The organism is Desulfosporosinus orientis DSM 765, from assembly GCF_000235605.1.
Lineage (GTDB): Bacteria > Bacillota > Desulfitobacteriia > Desulfitobacteriales > Desulfitobacteriaceae > Desulfosporosinus > Desulfosporosinus orientis.
This window is the reverse complement of the sequence record NC_016584.1, coordinates 159,379-183,551: the sequence shown is the minus strand read 5'-3', so window position 1 is coordinate 183,551 and position 24,173 is coordinate 159,379. Positions and strand designations below refer to the sequence as shown.

The 24,173-nt window shown below is 44.0% G+C and carries 17 protein-coding genes; 8 read left to right on the top strand and 9 right to left on the bottom strand.

Going from position 1 to position 24,173, the window contains the following annotated elements:
* Positions 1-40: 40 nt before the first annotated feature.
* The 3 genes from DESOR_RS00915 to DESOR_RS00905 form a co-directional block, all read right to left on the bottom strand.
* Entirely contained in the window at positions 41-1,291 is a 1,251-nt protein-coding gene (locus tag DESOR_RS00915) for a (Fe-S)-binding protein (RefSeq protein WP_014182735.1), read from the bottom strand.
* A 265-nt stretch (positions 1,292-1,556) separates the two neighbouring features.
* Complete coding sequence (locus DESOR_RS00910) at positions 1,557-2,336, bottom strand: IclR family transcriptional regulator (RefSeq protein WP_014182734.1); 780 nt, start codon at positions 2,334-2,336, stop codon at positions 1,557-1,559.
* Between the two features lie 275 nt (positions 2,337-2,611).
* Positions 2,612-6,223, bottom strand: coding sequence for an SbcC/MukB-like Walker B domain-containing protein (locus DESOR_RS00905; RefSeq protein ID WP_014182733.1), 3,612 nt, complete (start codon positions 6,221-6,223; stop codon positions 2,612-2,614).
* Between the two features lie 332 nt (positions 6,224-6,555).
* Here DESOR_RS00905 and DESOR_RS00900 point away from each other — a divergent pair, with 332 nt between their 5' ends.
* Genes DESOR_RS00900 through DESOR_RS00885 form a run of 4 tightly spaced genes read left to right on the top strand, consistent with a single transcriptional unit; the run spans position 6,556 to position 10,596 of the window.
* Positions 6,556-8,022, top strand: a complete 1,467-nt coding sequence (locus DESOR_RS00900; protein WP_014182732.1) for a spore germination protein — start codon at positions 6,556-6,558, stop codon at positions 8,020-8,022.
* Between the two features lies 1 nt (position 8,023).
* Positions 8,024-9,211, top strand: a complete 1,188-nt coding sequence (locus DESOR_RS00895) for a Ger(x)C family spore germination protein (protein ID WP_014182731.1) — start codon at positions 8,024-8,026, stop codon at positions 9,209-9,211.
* A 4-nt stretch (positions 9,212-9,215) separates the two neighbouring features.
* Positions 9,216-10,310: a GerAB/ArcD/ProY family transporter gene (locus DESOR_RS00890; RefSeq protein WP_014182730.1), complete on the top strand. Its 1,095-nt coding sequence runs from the start codon at positions 9,216-9,218 to the stop codon at positions 10,308-10,310.
* Between the two features lie 37 nt (positions 10,311-10,347).
* On the top strand, positions 10,348-10,596 hold the full coding sequence (locus DESOR_RS00885) for a hypothetical protein (protein ID WP_014182729.1): 249 nt from the start codon (positions 10,348-10,350) through the stop codon (positions 10,594-10,596).
* A 21-nt stretch (positions 10,597-10,617) separates the two neighbouring features.
* Here the strand turns inward: DESOR_RS00885 and DESOR_RS00880 are convergent, their stop codons facing one another.
* Positions 10,618-11,907 (bottom strand): metallophosphoesterase family protein, encoded by a 1,290-nt coding sequence (locus tag DESOR_RS00880; protein WP_014182728.1) that lies wholly within the window; start codon positions 11,905-11,907, stop codon positions 10,618-10,620.
* Positions 11,908-12,059: 152 nt separating this feature from the next.
* On the opposite strand from DESOR_RS00880, the gene DESOR_RS00875 reads away from it, so the two are divergent.
* The 3 genes from DESOR_RS00875 to DESOR_RS00865 all read left to right on the top strand — a co-directional run bounded on the left by DESOR_RS00875 (position 12,060) and on the right by DESOR_RS00865 (position 15,627).
* Complete coding sequence (locus tag DESOR_RS00875; RefSeq protein WP_014182727.1) at positions 12,060-12,482, top strand: VOC family protein; 423 nt, start codon at positions 12,060-12,062, stop codon at positions 12,480-12,482.
* 418 nt (positions 12,483-12,900) lie between these two features.
* Positions 12,901-13,566, top strand: coding sequence for a uracil-DNA glycosylase (locus DESOR_RS00870; RefSeq protein ID WP_014182726.1), 666 nt, complete (start codon positions 12,901-12,903; stop codon positions 13,564-13,566).
* A 1,521-nt stretch (positions 13,567-15,087) separates the two neighbouring features.
* Positions 15,088-15,627, top strand: a complete 540-nt coding sequence (locus tag DESOR_RS00865) for a hypothetical protein (protein ID WP_014182725.1) — start codon at positions 15,088-15,090, stop codon at positions 15,625-15,627.
* A gap of 869 nt (positions 15,628-16,496) precedes the next feature.
* On the opposite strand, the gene DESOR_RS00855 is transcribed toward DESOR_RS00865, so the two are convergent.
* On the bottom strand, positions 16,497-18,884 hold the full coding sequence (locus DESOR_RS00855) for a vitamin B12-dependent ribonucleotide reductase (protein WP_014182724.1): 2,388 nt from the start codon (positions 18,882-18,884) through the stop codon (positions 16,497-16,499).
* A 32-nt stretch (positions 18,885-18,916) separates the two neighbouring features.
* Complete coding sequence (gene nrdR, locus DESOR_RS00850; RefSeq protein WP_014182723.1) at positions 18,917-19,387, bottom strand: transcriptional regulator NrdR; 471 nt, start codon at positions 19,385-19,387, stop codon at positions 18,917-18,919.
* A gap of 244 nt (positions 19,388-19,631) precedes the next feature.
* Between nrdR and DESOR_RS29600 the strand changes: the two genes are divergently transcribed.
* On the top strand, positions 19,632-19,769 hold the full coding sequence (locus DESOR_RS29600; RefSeq protein ID WP_014182722.1) for a hypothetical protein: 138 nt from the start codon (positions 19,632-19,634) through the stop codon (positions 19,767-19,769).
* 83 nt (positions 19,770-19,852) lie between these two features.
* Here DESOR_RS29600 and DESOR_RS00845 read toward each other — a convergent pair whose 3' ends face one another.
* The 3 genes from DESOR_RS00845 to DESOR_RS00835 form a co-directional block, all read right to left on the bottom strand.
* Positions 19,853-21,553 carry a long-chain-fatty-acid--CoA ligase gene (locus tag DESOR_RS00845; protein ID WP_014182721.1) on the bottom strand — a complete coding sequence of 567 codons (1,701 nt, stop codon included), beginning with the start codon at positions 21,551-21,553 and terminating at the stop codon, positions 19,853-19,855.
* A 294-nt stretch (positions 21,554-21,847) separates the two neighbouring features.
* Positions 21,848-23,116, bottom strand: coding sequence for a hypothetical protein (locus DESOR_RS00840; RefSeq protein ID WP_014182720.1), 1,269 nt, complete (start codon positions 23,114-23,116; stop codon positions 21,848-21,850).
* Between the two features lie 76 nt (positions 23,117-23,192).
* Positions 23,193-24,152 carry a phosphodiester glycosidase family protein gene (locus DESOR_RS00835; protein WP_014182719.1) on the bottom strand — a complete coding sequence of 320 codons (960 nt, stop codon included), beginning with the start codon at positions 24,150-24,152 and terminating at the stop codon, positions 23,193-23,195.
* Between the last annotated feature and the right edge of the window lie 21 nt (positions 24,153-24,173).

Sequence of the window (24,173 nt, the reverse complement as noted above, 5' to 3'; positions counted from 1 at the left end):
ATATACAAAATTAAAATAATTCTTACCTGCATTTAGTCAATTAGTCTTCGTAAGCGTTGGCCATTAGATCGGCAACATGCATAACCTTTTGTTTTTGACCGGCTTTGTTGATGCCGCCTTGAAGTCTCAACATGCAAGCCGGGCAACTTGTAGCCACCAAATCTGCATTGGTATCCTTGATGTTTTGTGTCTTCTGAACGGTGATATCCGTTGATACCTCATGATAGAAGGCTTGGATTAAACCTGCTGCCCCACAGCAGCGATTAGCTTCAAACATTTCCTTATATTCAACCCGAGGAATCATTTGCAGCAATTGCCGGGGCTGTTTCGTTACTTTAAGACCCCGAACCATGTGGCAAGGATCATGATAAGTGACTGTTACAGGACTTGAATTATGAAGCTGGCTCTCATCAACACCGATTTTCGCCATATATTCTGAAAATTCCACTACTTTTTCACAGAATGATTGCACTTTGGGGAGATAGGAAGGCTCATCTGCAAAGAGCTTCAGATAGTCATGTTTAAGCATGGAGGCACAAGATGCGCATGCAGAAAGCACAACTTCAGCTTCCTTATACTTATCTAAAAAGGTATCAATGGTTTTGCGGGCGTTTCTTTTCGCTGTTTCAAAGTCACCATAGCAATATTGCGGCAGACCGCAGCATACCTGGTCTTTGGGAATAATAACTTCACAGTCATTTTTGGTTAATACTTTAACAACAGAATGAGCCGTTTGGTCTAAGGAGTAATTGAGAAAGCAACCTACATAAAATCCAACTTTATGCTTCGGCTGCTGCACCATAATTCTCTCTGGGACCTGCTCCAGAAATGGTTTTTTTGCTGTAGGAAAATTCCGAATATCAATGCCGCGAAAATAGTCTAAGCCATCAATTTTGTTGAGGATACTTTTGCCCATTCCCCCAAAAAGACTGAATCCTCTGCCCAACTTCTTCGGACTTGCCAGGGTCTTTAAAGCAAATGACTTGGCAAATGGCTTGATTCCTTTTCTTAGTTTCAGATCCCGCCGTGCGGCCATGACGAGTTCATTGCCATGTACGCCGTTTGGACATGTGACTGCACATTCTCCGCACAACAGACAGCTCATGATAGCATCTTCATACTCTTGATTAGGTTCTAATTTCCCATCGGCGACTGCTTTAATGAGCTGAATTCTTCCGCGTGTAGACATTTCCTCTGCCCCAGTCAACTTATAGGTCTTACAAGCTGTATGGCAGCCACCACACTTGTTACACGTGTTTAACATCTCATATACTTCTGTCAAAACCCCCACTTATAGTTCCCCCTTCACTGCCAGATTTCAGACTACCAGACGGATAAAGTTTCAGCGTTGTTATCCCGATTGAAAAGTTCCCCCATTGACATACTCCGACTGTAAGCTCCCCTTTCTTTCAAAGTTAGTGCCCAATCGTTTCATTTAGCAAAACACAGTTTCATAACTTATGATTATATTATTACGCTATCTGAGTAAATCGTCAATAGGAAACTTTCCAAAAATTTAACTTATTTTGTGGATTTAGACGAATTGCAAATTACGGTTAGTTAGCTTTTTTGAAAAAATCAAAACCTAATTTAGCAGAAACCAATTCTCCGGCGGTTTTTAACTCTCCGCCAATCCAGTCAATCCCTTTTTCCGTAATCCTGGATGCAGGTCCGGAAACGCTGATAGCACCAATGGCCCGACCGGAATAGTCAAAAATTGGAGTCCCTAAACATATGATTCCGATTTCATTTTCTTCTGTCTCAACAGATATCTTGCTGGTCCGGATCTTCCTTAAACCTTCCAATAAAACCTCTGGGTCTGTAATCGTATTGGGTGTGTATTTTGTCATTCCTTTGACTTCCAGGATATGGCGCACTTCTTCTTCCGGCAAAGTGGAAAGCAGCGCTTTTCCTACCGCTGTGCAGTGCATTGGTGCTCTCCGTCCCACTTTGGAATGCATGCTGACAACTTGGGAGCTCTCTGCCCTGTCGATATACACGATTTCTCCATCATCAGGGAGCACCAAGTGAACAACCTCATCCAGTACCTTTACCAAATCACTGAGAATCGGTGCTGCCACTTTACGAATCTCTAAATCATTGAAAAAACGAATACCTAGTTCAATAATTTTAATACCTAATTGATAGCGCTCACTGTCCTTTTTTCGCTCAACATAACCCCGATGACATAATGTTTGCAAAATTCGATGTACTGTGCTCTTATGCAAACTAATGCGATTCCCAATTTCCGTAACCCCTAGGGGTTCTTCAGCATGCGCCAGTACCTCCAGAACATCTAGTGATCGCTCCAAAGTTTGCACATATTTCTCCGCCACGGATAATCCTCCATTCTCACCATCAAATTAGAAGTCGTAAAATAAAGACTACATCTATTTGGATTTAATTCCCAAACAAAGTTTCATTATATAAAACTTTGTTTTAGTCTTTTTCATAGTATGACCCTTTTACATACTTTAGTCAATACCTAAATTTTCAAAGTTAATAAAAAACTTGTTTGTCCCAAAATATCAAATAATTTAACCAATTGAAACTGGTAAATTAAAGCAGGGGATTTTTTGCAAATCTCCCCTGCTTTATGTGAGAATCTAGTCTAGGCCATTTCCAACTTAACCCGGCTTCCCGCTCCCCCAGCTTCTGCAGGAGTAAGAACTAAGCGGCGGGAGAGACGATTCTTGAGTTCAGGCACATGGCTTATAATACCAATGGTCAGGTTCTGCAGGTGCAGTTTCTCAAGAGTATTCATGACCGTCTCCAGAAGATTGGCATCAAGGGTTCCAAACCCTTCATCCAAGAAGAAAAACTCCAGCGGGGATCGCCCGCGCAGCTGAATCTGAGTGGATAAAGCCAAGGCCAGTGCTAATGAGGTAAGAAAGGTTTCACCGCCTGATAAACTATTGACCGGCCTGCGGACTCCGCCATTAGCATCATCCCGCATGATAAAGCCGCCTTCAGCATCCACCTCAAGGGCATAACGCTGATTGGTCAATTGTTTGAGACGTTCGGAGGCATCTAAGGATACATTGATCAGCTGTTCTTGAGCCACAAATTCCACAAAGGCATTGCCCTTAAAAACCGTTTGCAAATTTTTAAGCAGATTCATACGGTGGCTAAGATTTTTGCGCTGATCTTCTAATTTAGTCCATTCTTTATGGGCTGCCTGCAATTTCTCTAACCTTTGTTGAGCCGCACCCTTTTGTTCAATGGTCTCTGTATAGACCTTTTCCCCTTCTTTCAGGCGAATGGGCCAGGCCAGCCATTCCTCAGGCCGGAGATACCGGCCTTTAAGCCGTTCTGTAACGTCCTCTTGTTTTTCCTTATTAACCAATACCTTTTGCCGGTAATTGGCAAGGACCTGTTCCATTTCCCGCCGTTCTGAAGCTTCACATAAGGCCCTTTTGGCCTCTTCTTCGTTCCCAAACTCTGACTTTTGCAGCCCTAAGTCCAGTTTTTGCCGGGCAATTTTAAATCCCCTTTGTGATAATTCCAAGGTTTTAAGACAGACAGCTTGGCTTTGTTCAGCTTGCATCCAAGTATTCTTGGCTAGCTCATAGGCCTTTTTTAGGGATTCCTCCCTTGCTGTTATCTGGGTTAATTCCTTTTTCACCTGCTCTATCAGCTGTTGAGCCGGTTTCCCTTCTGTATAGGCCTCCCATTTTCTTTGCAGCTCCCCTAAATCCCGTGCAGCTTCAATACCTACGGTTTTTAGGTTTTGCAGCTCCAGATCGCAATTAGACTTTTCCCGCAGCAGCTTTTCTTCAACCTCGCCGGTCTTTCCGTACTCTTCCTCAAAACCGGACAAATTCTGATTCAACACTGAACTGGTTTCATCCCAGCTGGAATATTGTTTCTGCAAGGAGCGGATATCCTCTATGGCAATATCTCCCCGGGCATTATCCAGCGCTGCTTTCCGTTGAACCTGCTCTTCCATAAGGGAGGATAAGCGATGCCCTACATTTTTTTCCACCGCCTCCAAAGAAGCCATGAGAGAACTAATCTCATACTGCTTTTTCTCGGCTTCTGCCAACATTTCCTGAGCTTCCTCCAGGCGGCGCTTCTTCCCTTCATGATCTTCCTTCCACTGATTCAGGGCCTGGTGATCCTTGGCCAGCCTGGCATCCTCTTCGGCTAAGATTAATTGAAGAGTTTGGACATCTTTTTTCCTGTCTGCCTCAGCTAATTCCTTTCGGTAAGCCAATGCAGCTCCATGCTTAGTTTCACAAAGAACAGTTTGCTTTTCTTCCAGTTCCTTTTTGGAGAGCAGCTGGGCCTTGGCTACCGCCAGCTTAGTGATGACCTTCTGGTGTGCACCCTCCAAACCCTGGAGCTTCTCTAATGCTTCCTCCAAATCACGCCCGGCCTGCTCCAGCAGCTCATGCCCTAAACTCTGGGCCAGCTGGGGATGCCCCTTTGACCCGCAAACAGGGCAAGGTTCTCCTTCTCCCAGTTTCTCTGCCAGCAAACCAGCCAGATTTTCCTTTTCTAAAGCCTTAACCTCTGCTTTTTTCTGTTCAACAAGTTCTGTGGCTGCTTTTATTTCCAGTACTAGTTTGGCCTGTTCCGTCTCTCTGATTTCTACTTCCGCTTCCGCTTTTTTACGCTCCAGCGCAGCAGCTTGCAGGCGCTCCAGTTCAGCCTTTACTTCCGAGTCGGCCCGCTCAATATTAGCCACCTTATGCCGCCTGCGTTCAAGTTCCTGAAACCGTGCACCGAGCATTTCCTCGCTTAGGGAGGGATTACTTAACTTGCTTAAAGCTTCTTTAAGTTCCCCTACGGTTTTCTGGGCGGCCAGGACATTGGCCTGATAGGTCTGAAACTCCATTTGGCGCGCCGACATTTCTCCCCGGTTCCTGCTCAGGTCTGCCTGCAAATTTTCCACCTGTTTAGAAACCATCTCATACCCTTCCAAACCTTGGACAGCAGCATTTACCCGTTTCCTTAAACTTGGGTCCACAGAGATATTGGCGATCTTGCTTTTGACCTCAAGCATCTTTTTTTGCAGATTGGTTTTTTGATTGCTGACTCCTAAGAGTGTTTTTTCATAATCCTTGCGGGTTTTATCCAGGGCACTATAGTCAGAGCGGGCTTGGTTAAGGCGTTCCTGACGGGTTTGGATATCCCCTTCCAAACTCTTGGCCTGTTCCAGCTGTTCCAACCGGCGCAAAAAGCGGGGTTCTTCATCCAGTCTTTTGCGGTTGACATCAAGCCATTGACTTTCCGCCGTTTCCTTGGCCAGCATGGCCTCTCTGAGTCTTTTCTCAGCTGCCCTAATCTGCTCTTGAGCTTCCTTTAATTGCTTTTCAGCTACTAAGATTTCTTCAAGGAGCGAACGCAGAGCTTCGGCACGTTCAGCCAGACTTAAACCTTCGGCGATTTTGTCTATATGGGGCTGCTCAGCCGCCAATTGTGTCTCTTCATCTTTAAGCTGCCGCAGCTGTTCTTGAAATCCCCATACTTCTTTGACCTCCTCATATTGAGTTTTTAAATTCAGCAGCTCTTTTTCAATGGTCTCGGACTTCTGGCTCACCCTTTGCAGGTCTGCCTTGGCTTCCTCAACTCGCTCAGCAGAAGCATCTCCCAAGCCCTGCTGCCGCTGTTCTACTCCATTCAACGTAAATTTGACCTCTTCCAGTTGTTCAGAAAGACGAGCGGACAGTTCCCGGCCATAAGCCTCAAGAGAAAAGAGTCGTTCCAGCATTGACCGCCTGTCTTTAGGTTTAATGGTCAGAAATTCCGCAAACTTTCCTTGGGGAAGAACCACAGCCCGGGTAAAGTCCTGGACATTAAGACCTAAGATAATTTCAATCTTCTTCGTCATCTCATCGGCCTTGGAAGCCAAGACCGTTTCAGCACCATCAACTATTTCCACTAAACGGCAAGTGGAAGCTTTGACGGTGCGGTCACCTGAACGCCGGTATGACCGTTCGGCACGATAGGTTACCCTTTGCTCTCCCGCAGCTAAGGAAAAACGGAAGTCCACAAAGAGTTGATCTTCGGCATGATTTAAAATTCCTTGCGTATTATTATAGGCTCTTTCGACTGTTCCATATAGTGCCAAAGTAATGGCATCTAAGATGGTCGATTTCCCGCTCCCTGTAGAGCCAAAAATCCCAAAAACACCAGTTTCGCATAACTTTAAGAATTCGATTTCCTGGACTTCTCTGAAGCTGTTCAAGCCAGCTATTTTTAAGAGAATGGGTCTCACGCTGTCTCAGCCTCCTTATCCCCTATAATTTGTCTTTGAGAAATCGAGGTGGCCTCATCTTTATCTGGAGCAATTAAAGATAAAACATAGAGACCAATTTTCGATCCACCTTTGCACTTGAGTCAAACCCTCTCAAAGGCTTATTAACCTTGGTAGTCCTGATGCTACTCTACAGCATGCTTCCCTACAAGGAGTATGAGAAGGTAAAATTATGCATAATCTCTCCACCATACATACAAACTAAGCAATAACTCTAGAATAACCTATAAGATAACTTCAAATCTATGGTCATTTTAGAGTAACAAGTTTACCCCCCGGCTGGAGGTGCCCTGATGTCTTCACAAGCAGTCTCAAGTTCCCTAGCAGAGAATATAAGTGAACTCAAAACCCTTTTACAAGGGTGTGATGATTTTAAATATCGACCATTTACGACAGCTGACGATAAAGAAGGGTACCTTATTTATTCCAAAATACTCGTTGATAGCCAATTTATTAGTCAGACGATTTTACCGAATTTATTTAATCTTCAGCTTCCCTCCAAACCGGGACTTTGGTCCAAAGCCATTATTACTCAACTTCCTTTTTTACCTGAATCATCTTATACCCAATGGGAAGATATTACCCTACATATTCTTGCCGGAAATACGCTTATTTTGCTTGAGGGAATGAGTGAAGCGTATATCGTAGATACTGCCAAAATCGAAACCCGTCCTATTGGAAAAGCCGAAACAGAACCGGTGATTCGCGGGCCTTTAGAAGCCTTTGCCGAAGAGCTTGGCCCGAACCTAGCGATTATCCGTAGTCGCTTTAAAGATCCTAAACTTAAAATCAATCAATTAATATTCGGTCAGGAATCGCGCACAACAGTCGCCCTACTCTACCTCGACGGTGTCATTCAGCCTGAAGTCTTAAATGAGGTACGCAGGCGTCTAACCTCTACAAATCTGCGCAGTGTGCAAGGATCGGGATTCTTAGCCGAATTTCTTTCAGAGGATACCTGGTCCCCTTTCCCACTCATCCAATCAACCGAACGACCGGACAAAACGGTTGCCGCTTTAACTGAAGGCCGGTCGGCAATTCTAGTCGATGGGAGTCCTTTTAGTTTATTACTCCCCACCGTATTTTGGCATCATTTCCATACATCCGACGATTATTATCAACATTACCTCATTGCAAGTCTTACTCGTCTTCTTCGTTATCTTGCCTACCTGATTGCCGTTGCTTTACCCTCCTTATACTTAATTGTCACAGTCTTTCATCCCCAGTTACTTCCATTACGATTCCTTCTTTCCCTCACTACAGCCCGAGAAAGAGTTCCAATCCCCACCATCGGGGAAGTCGCAGGTATGCTCTTAGTTCTAGACCTCTTTCGCGAGGCAACCCTGCGTTTACCAAGAACAGTAGGCCCGGCGATTGGCATTGTTGGGGCTTTGGTTATGGGGGACGCTGCTGTTATTGCAGGAGTCATTTCCCCCATCATGGTAATTATTGTCGCCTTAACGGCAGTCGTTACTTTTGCTGTCCCATCAGAAGATTTACGTGGAACAGCACGTATGTCCTCCTATTTTCTTCTGCTTCTCTCCTCCATCCTTGGACTCTATGGATTTTTACTTGGATTAAGTGCCATCCTCCTGCATGTTTCATCTCTGGAGAGTGTGGGCGTACCCTACTTATCCCCTGTGGCTAACTTTCATTGGAAAGAATGGAGTGACATTTTTGTACGCGCACCCTGGAGTAACCTAAGGAAGAAACCACAAAGACTACAAAACAAACGAGTCCCCAGCGAGAGGAGAAAATAACATGCCGCCCCTTAGAAAGCCAACAACCTTCCTCTTAATTATGACTCTTCTTTGCATAATCACCCTTTCCGGTTGTTGGAGCGCCCACGAACTTAACGATGAATATATCCTCCTTGGGGAATCTATTGACAAAGTGGGGGATCATATACAAATAACCTTTCAGCTAATTACCCCTGAACGGGATGCTGATGGTAAAAGTTCAGCAGGTCAAAGTTCCTCCCAATCCGGCACTCCCTTTTTTCTTGTCACCGGCGAAGGTAAAAGCATCGCCGAAGCAATTAAGGACTACCACACCAAGCTTCCGCGCTTCGTATACGCCGGACATTTAGAAGTGGTATTTATCTCTGAAGATGTCGCCAAAGAAGGGATTATGCCCTATCTTGATCTTTATGCCCGCCACTACTGGAGCCTAGACTCCTCTTGGCTGGTCATTACCCGCGGGCCGGCACGGGACATGCTCACAGTTCAAAATCCACTGATGAAGTATCAAACCATGGGCTTACAGCAAAGGGTAAAAAAACAAGCCCTTAAGATCTCGACTCTGAGCAATTTTCTGGTCCAATATCATACTGACAGTGGCATGCAGGTTCTTACAACTGCCAAAATTGATAGCCCTGCGATGCCTAAAGGGTATGAAATGGAGGAATGGATGGTTTCCAATACCGCCTTATTTCGCCAAGACAAGCTAGTCGGTTATCTTTCTCCTCAAGAGGCAGAGTGCTATAACTATTTTAATCAAGGTTTCCAGGAGACATCGTTTTCTCTTAAGACTTCACCCTTTTGTCCCGAAGAGAACCTAGTAGTGGCACTCAACGGTAAACCTCCGGTAATTGAAACAACCCTCGGGGACGAAGGTCTTGAATTATCGGTTAAAGTCAAATTGGATTTTGCACTTACCGAAGATACCTGTAACGTTAAGCTAGCCGGCAAACAAGATATTATCGCCTTAGAAGAAAGTGTCAACGAGGAGTTAAGCGATCGCCTAATGGAAATGATCAAGCATACCCAGCAGGAGCAAATAGATGTCTTCAATATTGCTGACCGTTTACATGCTATGAATCCTGAACTATGGGACGAAGTGAAGGACAATTGGCCAGAAGTGTACTCCGAATTACCCTTGAAGATTGAAGTCGATGCCCGCTACCGTAACAGTCGAGCAATGTCCACCGGTCCCGGGTACAAGGAGTAAGAACATGGGACAACCCTCTAAAATCTCAGCACGGCAGGCTACTGCTTTACTCACCACCTTAATCCTAAGTACAGGGGTTATCTTGATCCCTGCAATTAGTATGGCCAGAGCAGGTCTTGGGGCTTGGCTCTCCACACTTATATCTACCCTAGCTGCTATCCCCCTCCTTCTAGTTTATTCATGTCTTTCCACCTTTGCCCCAAACCTACGCCTCACTGATCGGCTTACCCTCCTTGTAGGACCTAGACTGGGCCGCACACTATCCCTCGTTTTTTCTCTTTTTCTTCTTTTCACGATGTCCACCGTAATCCACGAAGGTGGTTTGCTGGTCCGCGTCATATTCTTACCGGAAACTCCTGCTGTCGTCATCACAGCCGGACTTTGCCTTCTTATACTCTATGGAGCCTGGCTGGGTCCACAAGCCCTAGCCCGTATGAACACACTTTATCTGCCCCTTTTTTTTATGACTATGTTTGTACTTTCCGTCGGTGCTTTTAGTGAACCTCATTGGTATTTCCTCTGGCCGCCCTGGGATAAAGGGTTGTCCGGCCTTATCTCAGCTGCTGTCATTCCTCTTGCTTGGCTGGGTGAAATAAGCTTACTCTTGTTCATGTCCCCCGACATTAGTGACCTTAATATTCAACGTTGGCGGATACCGCTTTACGCCACCTTAATCTCCGGCGGTTTTTTCACCCTCAACTCAGTAATTGCCCTAATTACTTTTGGGCCAAACCTAGGAAGCCTTTACGCATTCCCGGTGTTACAAATCGGCCGCACATTCGGCGAAAACATGCGGGGTATCGATGCCCTGATCATGTCCATTTGGGTCGTTGGTGTTTTCCAGAAACTAGCCCTCTGGCTGCATTATTCTGTCCAAGAAATCGGCTACATCTTTAAACTCCAAAATTCTAAGGCCCTTCTTCCTCCGATGATAATCTTACAAAACTTTCTTGGACTCAGCACGCTTTACAGCATAACTGAATTGTTCCACTATCTAGACAGTTTTTGGCCTTACCTAGCCTTAGCCACATTTGAAGGAATAATTCCTATTGGACTTTTCCTTGTTTGGTTAAAATATTCCAACAAAAAAAGGCAATAACAAATGAGTCCAACTTACAAAGGAGGTGAGAGCCACTTTGGCTAGCTATATGTTTAATGCCATTTTAATCCTAAGTGGGTTTATACTTTTGGCCTGGATCCAAGTCCCTAAAATGATAAACAACAAATGGTGGCGGGATTTAGCACTCTATGGAATCATTTTCATTCTTGCTCTCTACTATTCCCTGACTTACACCATGCACTGGCCCCTCATCGACCCCATCAAAGCTGTCGTAGTACTGATGAATGGTGTTTACAGTATTTTAGGATACGATGTCGTTGAGTAAGCTATTTTAATCGAATGGGTCTCACGCTGTCTCAGCCTCCTCGTCCCCTATAATTTGTCTTTGAGAAATCGAGACGGTCTCATCTTTGTCTGGGTCAATCAAGGATAAAAACATAGAGACCAATTCTTGATCCGGATCTGCGCCGCCGGTTCTATCCTGGTAAAACTTACGAAAAAGCTCATCAATAGGTAATTTCGAGCGAGCCTCTGCAACGATTTTCTCGGTTTCCGGAAAAATGGGACGAATATTAATGAGGTGTTCCCTCTGACGGCGTAGATTATGGATATCTTGGGACTGAATTGCACTCGTCACAAAAATCTCTAGATCAATCCAAGCATTAAGATCCTTGCCTTCATTGATCCACCTCTGCACCTGAGTCAATCCCTCAGTAGCTTTCCATTTAACGAGAGGATAACCAGCCCTGAGGAAAATTTCCCGGGTCGTTATTGCTTGTCCGGGAAAAGCTTCAACAAGAACCACAGATTTGGCATACCCAGTTTCAGAGAAGCTATATGCGAGAGGCGAACCAGAGTAACGAGTCGGGACCGCCGCCCCCTTGACAGTCTGAGCACGGTGCAAGTGCCCAAGAGCAATGTATTGCGCACCTGTTGGCATTGCATTTACTTCGACGGTTGGCGCGCTTCCAAGTTGAATCGGACGCTCTGACTCGGACTCCATCCCTCCCCGTACAAAGAGATGACTAAGGCCAATGTTAACCGCATCAGAACGAAAATGCTGACCAAACGATGAAAATAATTGCTGAACTCGTTTGGAGTATTCTTCTCGAAGGATTTCCTCATCTAAGCTTTGACTTAATACCTCATTAAGCCGTGATTCTGAAGGGTAAGGCAACATGGCCACAATGGCCGGGTCCGGGCAACTAGGAATATGTAACTCGGCCCACCCTTGGCCTGCTGCAACTCTGCTCACCTTTCCTTGATTTGGATGGATTAAGAGACTTGAACTTGGCCTCAAAACCTCTTTGGGCAAGCCATACAATGTAATTCCATTCCGTTCCGCAAGGGGACTGGCAGCACAAAGCCGCTCAGGGTTATCGTGATTCCCGGCAATTGCTACAATTGCCCGCTTTCCCCCATCGGACAATCGATTGAGTGCATCATAAAAAAGTTCTTCAGCCATGGCAGGAGGATTGACTGTATCAAAGACATCCCCGGCAATCAAGACCAGATCCACGGCTTCATCTTCCACAATCCCGCACAGCTCATTAATAAACATAACCTGTTCCTCAAGCCGGCTCCGACCCTCGAGAGTACGCCCCAAGTGCCAATCCGATGTATGTAAAATCCGCATGGTATTAACCCCTTTCAAAACCATATGACTTTATTATAAAGCATGTCCCCGACAAAAAGCTGTGGTCATTTCTGGATAAATTTTTTTATCGTATACGGAATGCCCGGCTGAGTTATAATGAACTAACCACAGAAAGAAAGAAGGCTTTCAAGATGAGTGATTGGTTGGTACCGTACCTTGTTTTTAATGGCAATTGCGAAGAAGCTGTCAACTTTTATCAAAAGGTTTTAGGGGGAGAAAGCCAGATTCTGCACTTTGGCGATGCCCTTCCTTATCCCGCCCATCCGGTTCCGGAGCAGGCAAAGCATCTCGTTATGCATGCTGAACTAAGAAAAAACGGTCATATCATCCGCTTCTCGGATACCTTTCCCAAGCTGCCTTACAGCGTTGGGAACAATGTCTCTTTTTCTCTGGAGTTTGATACCAAAGAAGAAACAAAAGCTGTTTTCCAGGGATTATCGGAAGGCGGTACCATTGAAATGGATCTCCAAGAGACCTTTTTTAGTCCCTTATTCGGTAAGTTCACTGATAAGTTCGGTATAATCTGGCAGCTATCCTGCAGGAAATCCCAGTAATCATTGCTCACTGTGCTTCAACCCTCAATGGGCCATGGAGTTGTTACAGATGTTCGAAGTCAGAACACCGCCATGGCGTGGCCTAGGGTAAAAAGATCTCCGGAATTATAAAAAAAGCAAACCGCACTGCGATCACAAGTGGATCATAGTGCGGTTTATTTTTCTCTAAATCAAAGTCATGGATAACTACCGCTTTTTAAAGGATTTCTGCAGCTGGTGAATCATCCTTTATTGTAAGGATTTGACTGTCTTTTCCAATATACCGTAATTAGCGTTGACTGTCTATATTAAACAGCCTCGGAAACCTAACTGATCTCCGGGCTAAATTAATTATTGCCAACAAGGTGACATTATTGCACAATAGAACATGTTATAAACTGCTTATTTAAGTTAGCATGAAGGAAGGAGTAATAACTGAATGGCAGTACAAGCTGACTGGAAACGCTTACTGGACGATGAAATCAAAAAAGACTACTATGTCCAACTCCTGGAATGGGTAAAAAATGAGTACCGGCACAAACAGATCTTTCCCAAGAAAGAAGATGTATTTAACGCTTTAGTATTTACCTCCTACGAAAATACGAAAGTCGTAATTTTAGGGCAAGATCCCTACCCGAATGTGGGCCAGGGAATGGGTCTTAGTTTTTCCGTGAATATAGGAGTCCCCTTTCCAAAATCTCTGCAAAATATCTTTCAAGAGCTTCAATCCGACCTGGGCTGTCAGATTCCTAAGCACGGTTCCTTAAAAAAGTGGGCGGAACAAGGAGTACTTCTCCTCAATACTTCACTTACCGTAGAAGCAAGGAAACCAAATTCTCATCAAAATAAAGGCTGGGAAATCTTTACCGACAAAATCATTTCATTAGTCAATGATAAACCCGAGCCGGTGGTTTTCATATTATGGGGAAATAATGCCCGTTCGAAAAAGAAACTCATTACTAACCAACAGCATTTCATCATTGAATCCCCTCATCCCAGTCCCTTATCGGCCAGCCGCGGGTTTTTCGGCAGTAAGCCCTTCTCCCGAACCAATCAATTTTTGATTGCTAATAAACGAGACCCCATCGACTGGCAGATCGATTGATGATTTTCTGGTTGGTCGTTCGGGTCATTTCCTAATTCGCCGGCTATAAAGGATTCCCGTTCCTCCTCGGGAAGGCCCTGGAGGATCATTGTTTGGGGGTGCTCAAATTCGGAATCGATTCCGAATTTGAATTGTTTTGCTTTTCCCATCCATGATTGACCACGGATTTGGCCTCTGTCAGGCGACGTCTGATCTCGGAGCTTTAAATTAGCATTCTGGCGGTCTGATCTTAATGCTGTTAATTTCAGCCGCGATAATCTGCGGCGTCCGCTCAATTCTTCCGTTCGCCATGATTTTTGAGCTCCTCTTCTTATTCATAAGCTATTTATGGAAGAAAAGCTCTCAAAAGACAAACGGATTTGAACAACCTTACTCATAGCCTATGTGTTCAAGCCCTCACTTGTGACAAAAAATGGCAAAATCGTAAAGGTCATAGGCACTTTGCGGTTTTGCCATTTTTTATTATAAATACCCCTGAACAAGGGTAACCCCTGCCGGACAAGGTGAATAAGATACAAAGACAGACCCAGGCTTGGTCCGTCAAAATCCAGAACAAGGAAATTTATTAATGGTTATTATCGGGGCACCAGTGGAAACCGCGATGCTTGTCCTTTATCAGATCGGTATAGCTAACAGTTCCCCGGTTATCCGGCAAAGCTTTTGCATCCACATTATTTAATTTGCTGGAATACCCGTTGGTGTCCGTAACCAGGAATAACCGCTTTGACCTGAGTGAGGAATAGATCTTTGACAATCGATCATACCGGAGAGAGGATATTAGGATGGCATATACGCGGCAGAAGACCTTCAGCTAAACTTTGCTACAACGCTGGTCTGCACATTTACCTTTACGCTGCCGGCACCACGGGAATATCTGACTGCCGCGGAAGCTGGATTCAACAACAACTGGTTTGTATGATCCGCCCCTGTATTAAATCCCGCCAGAGGGGGAAATGCACGGCCTGCCGATGACAGTTGATTTTGCGGCCCAAGGGCCGCTCTTATGAATAAAAACTAAACCCATGGAGTTTGAAATTCGGAATCGATTCCGAATTTGAACTGAAACCAATCCTTCCTGAGAAGTATCTAACTGTCAAACGCCAGTCATTTGAAACATTTTCTAATTCGCCGGAAATTTATCCGGATAGGTCGCGATTTCGGGGAAAAATGCCGCCTGATAAATACCGCCATAAGAAAAATCGCTTAAGTTTTCCTCGTTGAAACTCTCACTTTTGGAACTGTTTGCGCCTGGATAAACCTGTTCAGGAGTAACAGTATTATTTTTATATACGAGTGTTACATTGTCAAAATCCCCGTTTTCACCTGATATAAATAATAAAATTCTTCAAGGTTCGCATTATTAGCCTAACCAGTATATGAATTCTGTGAAGTTCATTATAGGATTTACTAAGATAAATCAATAATAACTGGAAGCTTTAAGATGTTCTATTGCGCATTTGTTAATAACACATTGTATATTAACGAAATATAGGGAAATCCTAATGCATGAGGTGAATTTCAATGTTCAAAATTAAAGATCGTATTATGTTAGGAGCTATCAGTGGGGTTATATCCGGGACTACTGCAAGAATATTAAACAAAATAAACTATGAGATTGGGCTAACAGATATAAGATACAATCCAATGGCAGCCGTATTGTTTCTACCTAAGAAAAAGATTAAAAGTCTACAGGGTACTCTACTTGGAGCAACTGTTAATAACATTGGTGAAGCTGTTGCCGGTATTGGAATAACCTATTTTTTGTCCTCAACAGGAAAAGACTACAAGGCTTTTAAAGGCATGGGAGTAGGTGCATTCTCATGGATCATGGTCGACGGGCTTGTGGGAAGTCAAAAGCTTAAGATTAAGAGCAGCAAACCATTCGCTCCAACCATTCGTTTACTAGAGCATCTTTTTGCAGGGGCATTATGTTCAACCTTAATAACAAAGCTGGGGGACGAAAGTCTTTTTCCACCTAAAACGATAAAGCCGATAGAAAGAATTCCTTTAGTACATACTGGAATGAACTACGCTATTAATCCCGAAAGAAACGAATCCTAGTATAGTAATTGAAAATCCAAATTGTTAACAATGATATATTACTCGTATCAACAGTTCCGTATCTATCTCCAGGAGCTACAGCAACCCCATTAGATACAGCCGCCCATTACTTCGACCGTTCCTCCTTTGTTTGCGGTAATCGTAATAGTTGGAACTTTATCGGCAGATGTAATTTTGTTATTAGCCTAATGGTATATGGATAATGCGGAACCTTTGGTTGGTAGGAATATACTGAAATAAATTAAGAATTAACAGAAGTTTTGTAATGTACGTTGCTATTAAATAAGACAGTAACGCTAAAGTCGAACACTCTAAGGTATGAGCCTACTAGTCCTTATCAAGAATATATTTGTCTGGTAAAACAAATTTATCTTGTCAAATTATATATTCTATGTTATTATTATTTTTTATAAAAGGAGGTGTGCATTTGAGCAAGAAACAAATTAATATGATTGAAGAAATTCTCGCTTCAGTTGGGCTTGAATCGTTAAAAGCTTCTGAGCCAAAGAATGTCCTCAAAAAAATCTCCTAAAAAGGGGCGTGATGAAAAATGATGCTAATTTCATATAGCCAAACCTTAAGTGAGTAAAAACGAGTTCCTGATCAAAAATTAAGGAGCTCGTTTTTTATTTTTATTATGTTTCTCTGAAAAGAATCGCTTAAATCATATATTTGTGAAACCTGAATTTGAATAATCCCAAAATGGTGATGAAGACATTGATAGTAAAAAAGAAGCCAATAACCGTGATATTTCAGTTATTGGCTAAGATGCGTTTGGTTTGTCTTATTATTTATTAATTTTTTAGAATCAATCTGTCCGACTTTTTTTAACCTAGTGGCAGATCTTTATTATCATTGAACAACCCCTTTTACCCACACTTAGAATATCCACAATGTGTACACACAACACAACCACTTTCATGATTGATTGACATGCCGCACTCTGGGCAGGCATTATCCGGCGCAACATTAGCGTGGGTTTTCTTAACCGGCGGCTTTTCTATAGCAGCATTACGTTGTCCCGAGATTTCTTTAGCCTTTTCCGCCTTAAGAGCCGGCCCTTCTGAGCTCACCTTAATATCTGTAAAATTAATTCCAACATCATTATATTTCTTGATTACCCGAGCAATAGCATCCGGACAGGATGTGACATTCACGCCTTCACGACGCATACACGCCGGACAACGAATTCCTTTTATCTGCTCAGTGATGGCATCCACTGACAAACCGGAACGGAGACTGATAGAAATCAAGCGTGCTGTTGCCTCAGATTGAGATGAGCAGCCGCCTGCACGGCCGGTATTAGTGAAGACTTCGCAAATTCCTTTTTCGTCGGCATTGACACTGACATACAAGTTTCCACACCCGATTTTTATCTTCTCCGTAACCCCTATGGTTGTCGTCGGCCTCGGTCTGGGAATAATGGTGTTTACCTCAGGCACAAAGGGCTTGCTCGGAACCGACATGGACGACTCTTCTTCCGGCTTAACCTCTTGGGATTGAGCCCCTTGAGTACCTGTGGAAAGTACTTGTTCCTCTCTGCTGCCATCACGATAAACGGTCAATCCTTTGCATTGCAGTTCGTCTGCCAGTCGATAAGCCTCAGCTATTTCTTCATGTGTTGCCGAGTTGGCAAAATTAATGGTTTTGGAAACGGCATTGTCCGTGTATTTTTGAAAGGCCGCTTGTATGCGAATATGCCATTCCGGCGCAATCTCCTGGGCGGTAACAAAGACCTCCTGTACCCAATTGGGGACTTCAGACAGCCCCAGGACAGTCCCTTGATCAGCAATTTTCTGCATAAGTTCCGGCGAATAAAAACCATACTCTTTAGCAAAAGCTTCAAATAGGGGATTAACTTCTACCAATGCCGTTCCATCCATCACCGTTTTCGTGTAGGCAACGGCAAATAACGGCTCTACTCCACTTGACGCTGAACAAATCATGGAGATGGTCCCTGTGGGAGCTATGGTCGTTAATGTAGCATTCCTCAGCTTCATAACTCCATCATAAACAGAGCCCTCATAGTTAGGGAAAGTTCCCCGTTCTTCAGCCAAACGCTGGGACTCAATGCGAGCTTCCGTTTGTATGAACTTCATAACCTTTTCTGCGTACTCTACGGCTTCTTCCGTGGCATAGGAAGTTTGGAGTAAAATAAGCATATCGGCAAATCCCATAACACCCAGCCCGATTTTGCGGTTTCCTTTAACCACTTCATCGATAATGGGCAGGGGATACAGATTAGCATCAATGACATTATCTAAGAAATGGACAGCTGATCGGGTAACCCGGCTCAGTCGCTCCCAGTCAATCACCATTTTCCCCTTTTTCTCGGTAACCATGAGTTTTAAATTGATCGAACCTAAGTTGCAGGCTTCGTTGGGAAGCAGAGGCTGTTCCCCACAAGGATTGGTAGCTTCGATTTCCCCTAAGAGAGGGGTAGGATTCCCTTGATTTAAACGATCCAAAAAGACAATCCCAGGCTCCCCGTTTTGCCAGGCATGATCAACAATTTTATTAAAAATCTCCGTTGCCGATAGTTGGCCCACGGCTTTACCCGTGTGGGGATCGACAAGATCATAGGGACGGTCTTCTCTTACCGCAAGCATAAACTCTTCGGTTATCCCAACAGAGATATTGAAGTTGGTAATTTCTTTGTTGTCTTCTTTGCATTGAATAAATTCCAGAATATCCGGATGGTCAACGCGCAGAATTCCCATATTGGCACCTCTTCTGGTGCCGCCTTGTTTTACCGCTTCCGTGGCGGAATTAAAGACCTTCATGAAGGAAACCGGGCCTGAAGCTACTCCGCCCGTTGAACGAACCATGCTGTTTTTAGGGCGCAAACGAGAAAAGCTAAAGCCTGTCCCTCCACCGGATTTATGGATAATAGCCGCATTTTTAATGGCATCAAAAATCTCCTCCATGCTGTCTTCAACAGGCAGCACAAAGCAAGCGCTTAATTGGCCAAGATCGCGGCCGGCATTCATCAGCGTAGGGGAGTTCGGCATAAACTCGAGGTTTGCCATCATAGTATAAAACTCGCTGGTTAAGGTTTGAATTTCTTCTGTACCTTTACCGTATTTATCCTTCTCGATTTCAGCAACAACGCTGGCTACCCGATAGATCATATCTTCAGGAGTCTCAATGACCTTGCCATTTTCTTGTTTTAAATATCTTTTTTCCAACACCACTCTTGCATTCGGTGTAATATTAACCTTTGGCCAGGTTTCCGGTACTTGTCCCTCGAAACTCAACTCGTATCCCCCAACTTTCCAATTTAATAAGTTTATTTTGTTAGTGTTCTCCGCTTTACTACAAGTTCATTTAACTCTTCCATAAAGCGCTGTATGTCCTGAAACTGGCGATAGACGGAAGCAAAACGTATGTAAGCAACTTCGTCCATTTTAAATAGTTGTTCCAACACAGCTTCTCCAACTTCTGAACTCGTGACCTCTCGCTCCTGGCGATTGCGCAATACCTTCTCAATGGCAAAAGCAGCATTCTCTATTTCTTCAATAGAAATCGGTCGTTTTTCACAAGCTCTAAGCATTCCAGCCATCATCTTGGAGCGGGAAAAACTTTCACGTCGCCCCTCTTTCTTTACAACAATGAGCGGAGAATCCTCGAACTTCTCAAAGGTAGTAAATCGACGCAAACAACGTTCACATTCCCTGCGTCGACGGACTGCCGTTCCCTCTTCAACTTGTCTTGAATCCTGAACTTTTGTGTCCTCGTTTCCGCAGAATGGACAACGCACATCCTCACCCCCAACATATAGTGTCATTTAGCATTTAACCATACTATATGTTGTATGTCAACACTACTTTAGTCCTAATCGCCTAGTTCTTCTCTCCCAAGACACGTTTCTGCTCGCTAATCGTTTATTTCCTATAAATTTTATATAATTGATTCATTAATGAAGTCTCAAGTAGTATTCCCCTCATAAAAGGGGCAGAATAATTCCGGCGACGATAGGAAGTTTTAGAAAGGAGTTACGAACCATGATCAAAAAGTTCCCTGACAAAAGCGCAAACCCCAGTACTAAACCGATTCCATCCCGTCCGGAAGACCAGCCAAGTATGGATTCCAGAGATGGACACGGCCTTTCCAAAGAGGAAGCCTTACGATCTAAGAAATAAATGAGAAAAGGGAGTCATCTCACGGGTGTCTCCCTTTTCTCATTTTAAATTACTTAAAAATCATATCATATTCCCATGCAGCTTTACATACTCAGGGCCGTCTCTTTTGCTGCGGCTACTTGGGCATTTGTTTGCTCTAGCATTTTCTCCCGCTCTTCTTCAACTAAGAAGCGGCGTAAAACTTTCCCCACAGCCGTCTTCGGCAGGCTTTCACGAAGCTCAAATTTCTTGGGAATTTTATAGGCTGCAAGTTTGCCTTGACAATAGTTCATGATCTCCTGTTCTGTTAAACTTGCCCCTTCTTTAATAACTAAATAGGCCTTCACCATTTCTCCCCAATAGGGATTAGGTATTCCTGCACACACTGCTTCTCTCACTGCCGGATGCGTAAATAAGACTTCTTCGACATCACGGGGATAGACATTATAGCCTCCGGAAATAATCATGTCTTTCTTCCGATCAACAATATAGAAGAATCCATCCTCATCTCTATAGGCAATATCCCCGGTATACAGCCAACCATCCCGCAAGACTGCTGCCGTTTCCTCAGGTTTTTGCCAATAGCCTGCCATGACTTGATCCCCTTTAACGACTAACTCTCCAATCTCACCTGGCGGCAGCTCCTCTGTTCCTTTCTCCAAATCCATAATCTTAGCATCCGTATTAGGAGCGGGAACTCCAATTGAGCCGACACGGGAATTGAAGATGGGGTTTAAGTGAGTAGCCGGCGCTGCTTCAGATAACCCATAGGCCTCAACCAGCCTTCCTCCCGTCAGCTCCCCAAAGCGCAGGGCAACTTCCTTGGGCAGGGGGGCAGACCCGCTTAAACAGCAGCGTATGGAGGACACTTTGTATTCGTTAATCTTGGGGTGATTAATGACCGCTACATACATAGTTGGAGCCCCTGGGAAAAACGTGGGCGCATAATCGTTAATATGTTGGAGTACGGCATCAATATCAAACTTGGGTAAGATAATCATAACCCCACCACATAGAATTGAAAGATTCATGCAGGCCGTCAAAGCGTATATATGAAATAGAGGCAATACCGTAAGAACTCTTTCCCCTTCACTTGCGCCAATCCACTCTCCGGCTTGAATTGCATTGGCCACTAAGTTGCGGTGTGTCAAAATAACCCCTTTGGCAACTCCTGTTGTGCCCCCGGTATATTGCAGTACGGCAATATCCTCCGGTTTTGTCTCCCAGGGCAGGGAGCCCAACTTGTCTAAATCGGCGTTCTTGAGTTGTTCTTCAATGTCCATATATAACCGGCTATCGGCTAAATTTAAACCTGCTAATCCAGAATAATGGCTCAGAAAGTCTAAAGCAATAACCTTAAGTCCTACTTCTTTTTGAATTGCTGATATCCTAGGTAAGAGCTGAGGAATAGAAATAATTCCTACAGCTTCAGAATCCTGCAGCAAAGCTTTTAATTCACTCTCAACGTAAAGTGGGTTGGTCTGAACAACTACCGCTCCCACCCTTTGAATAGCAAAAAAGGAAATCACCCAGTTGGCACTGTTGGGCATGAATATGGAGATTCGATCTCCTCTTTTTACACCTTTTTGGACTAAGGCTTTGGACATCCGTTCAATAAGTATATCCATCTCACTATAGGAGATCGACTTTCCGGCAAAAATCAAAGCCGGATTATTCGGAAACCTCAGCTTTGTTTGTTTGAACATCCCTATTAAGGTTAGCTCAGGTATTTCAAGTTGTTTCCGTACATAAGATTCATAAAATTGAAACCAGGGTCTTTCTGAGGCAATAGAACTCATCGTCATATCCCCTTCCGCAAAACTGAATATCGTCTCATTCATTTTACATATTTTAGCACACTCAAACCCGAATTTAAATATACTTTTCTTAATTTTCTATTTATTATTATTATTCAGTTAATTATCTTTTGTTTAAGGCAATTAAAAAAAATGTATCACCAGCCATCAAAGAGAAGAAACGCTCGTCCTTCCGGGTAAGCGTTTCTTCTCTGAATGCCTAAATTATTCTTCTATCCTATTGGGACCTGAAAGACCTCGAAAAATCATTTCCTGCCTAAGATAACCTTCGTTACCAGGAGCTTATGGTTCAAGGGGTTGCAATTCTACCCGGGTAGATGTTCCAGCTTTACTCAGCTGAATCAGCTCAGCGCCGTCAGCTGAGACATAATTTTCATCGCCCTGCAGCTTGACCTCTGACAGCTGACCGTCTCTAACAATATAAGCAGTCTGATTATCATAGACGATGACCTCACCCTGAACTCCAATGAGGGTACGAATATTGTCAGGATAGGGGATCGAGCCTTGCCATTCAGTTTTCAGGACAGGATTCTCTTTCATTCCTTCAAGGTCTTCCGTCGTTTTTATCTTAACTAGTTGATTATTTTCTACTTCTCCAAGATACACTTTTCCTTTTCTGACTCCCAAGATCCTATCCTTGGCATTTTTAGAGATGACCAGACGCTGATCTTTTTTTGAAGCTTCAAGATTCTGAATAGCAACAACTTGCCGGACAGACCCCACTTTGCTGTCCATGTAAAGTGTTGCGCAGCGGTCAGAGACCGCCATATTCTCGATAACTTCTCTTGCTTTGCTTCGGCTACTCACCTTTTTGTTAACGTCTATTTTCATGAGTTGTTGTGCTGAGCCATTCGAGACAGTTAAGTACATCAAATTAGTAGAGGCTGCAACAACAAATTTCTCCAGTTTTCCGCCTGCGGAAATCTCTTCACTGCCACTGGGCGGATCAAAAGAATTCAGCCGGTCATTAGGCTCCTCATCTTCGTCACTATTCGGGAGTTCCAGGGAATATAGTTCTGTAAGCTGCGGACTTCCATACCGTTTTTCATACCTGGGTTCTAAAGAAGCCTCCTGGGTCAGGTTTTTTGCCTGATTTGGGTCTTCTGTTTTCAGATCCATTGCAGGGGCTGGTGGTACAGTCTGAGAGGGGTATACTTTGACAGTTGTCACCTCATTAGGGTTTTTCCTGGCATAAAAATAGAGCAAGATATTCCGATCCGGCAGCCATTGATACGTTAAAACTCCCAATGTATGATCTGTGGCCGACGGCGATATTTTTTCAAAGATTATCTTTTCCTTTTTTAAGTTGAATACTTTAAGGGTATCCTTCTCCATATAAGCCAAATAATCCTTAGCGTAAGAAACCTGTATATTCCTAAGCTCAGAACCTGGAATCGATGCTTTGAGCCGGGCCGTAACCGGCAGTTCACTATTTACAACCCCCAGTCCCATAACTTTTTGAATCTGGAGGTTTAAAAGCCAGTGTCCTCCGAATTGGAAAATGAGGGAAACTAAGATCCAAACTAATAGGATACGCAGTTTCTTCTTCATGAGTACCTTCTCCTTTTACAACGGCGATTACTGAGTACCTTTCAGAGCCTGCTGCAAAACCATTCGTTAATTGCTGTTATTCCGGCATGACCACAAAGGCCGTCGGCAGGTAGCGTTCACCTGCCCAATTCCAAAGTTTATTAATGACTTTTCCTTTATAAAAGAGTTCTGTCGAAGAACCGCCATCTAGATTGGCCGCATTAACTGCACCATAATCCAGGAAAAGATTATAGAGGTCGCTCATTTTTGCCCCCCAACTCCAGGTTGGCTGCCGGCCATCGATGATTACCAGAATGATCGTGTCATCAGCTTTCTGCCCAATGGCCGTTCGCGGGGCAACTCCCCAAAATGAGTCTTGAAATACACCCTTTTTCCCGTCCTGGATTAAGGCCGGCCAGAACGAAACCGCTTCCTGAATGTTTTTCTTTTTAACGTCATCCGCCGTGATTGGTCCAACGATCAGTTTGCCGTCCTTATCAAGGGCCACAACCTCTGTACTCTTGCTGCCAATATTATTATGGACAATTTCTCCATTATGTACAGTCAAGCCATCAGGGTAAGCTCCGTTTCCTGCACCGTTGGGATCATAAAATCCTCCCCCGTTTATGCCGGCAATAGCGCCTGTATCTTTGACGAAGTCACTTACCCGTTCACCTGTGACTCCCAATTCCTTGGTCACAGCGACTTTTATCCGTTTGGGGTCCTTTATGAGCATTACTTTGCCTTTAAAGGCCTTACCTTTAATATCTTCAATCGTAATGCCAGCGGATGCATCGGATACAGTATGCCGAATTGGACCATCAGAAGGCGCCGCGTTGTCATACTTGTTGACAATTTCGCTGATTTTTTCATCAGAGAGGAAGGCTTTAACAACCTGTGGATGTCTCGACGAGAGAATAGACCCCACCGCCAATGTCTTTGTTCCTTCAAATGGCCCCCAGAAAACGAACAATGGAGTTAGAATTACGGAGAAACCTAAGTTGAAGATAAAAAACACCATAATCCTCTTAATACTTATTTTTCTGATTTTCCCCATACTACCTCCATTTCTTTCACA

What these genes read in the sequence shown, in the direction of transcription:
- DESOR_RS00900 (WP_014182732.1), top strand. Translation starts at nt 6,556, where the DNA reads ATGTCTTCACAAGCAGTCTCAAGTTCCCTAGCAGAGAATATAAGTGAA.
- DESOR_RS00895 (WP_014182731.1), top strand. Translation starts at nt 8,024, where the DNA reads ATGCCGCCCCTTAGAAAGCCAACAACCTTCCTCTTAATTATGACTCTT.
- DESOR_RS00890 (WP_014182730.1), top strand. Translation starts at nt 9,216, where the DNA reads ATGGGACAACCCTCTAAAATCTCAGCACGGCAGGCTACTGCTTTACTC.
- DESOR_RS00880 (WP_014182728.1), bottom strand. Translation starts at nt 11,907, where the DNA reads ATGCGGATTTTACATACATCGGATTGGCACTTGGGGCGTACTCTCGAG.
- DESOR_RS00875 (WP_014182727.1), top strand. Translation starts at nt 12,060, where the DNA reads ATGAGTGATTGGTTGGTACCGTACCTTGTTTTTAATGGCAATTGCGAA.
- DESOR_RS00870 (WP_014182726.1), top strand. Translation starts at nt 12,901, where the DNA reads ATGGCAGTACAAGCTGACTGGAAACGCTTACTGGACGATGAAATCAAA.
- DESOR_RS00865 (WP_014182725.1), top strand. Translation starts at nt 15,088, where the DNA reads ATGTTCAAAATTAAAGATCGTATTATGTTAGGAGCTATCAGTGGGGTT.
- DESOR_RS29600 (WP_014182722.1), top strand. Translation starts at nt 19,632, where the DNA reads ATGATCAAAAAGTTCCCTGACAAAAGCGCAAACCCCAGTACTAAACCG.
- DESOR_RS00845 (WP_014182721.1), bottom strand. Translation starts at nt 21,553, where the DNA reads ATGACGATGAGTTCTATTGCCTCAGAAAGACCCTGGTTTCAATTTTAT.
- DESOR_RS00840 (WP_014182720.1), bottom strand. Translation starts at nt 23,116, where the DNA reads ATGAAGAAGAAACTGCGTATCCTATTAGTTTGGATCTTAGTTTCCCTC.
- DESOR_RS00835 (WP_014182719.1), bottom strand. Translation starts at nt 24,152, where the DNA reads ATGGGGAAAATCAGAAAAATAAGTATTAAGAGGATTATGGTGTTTTTT.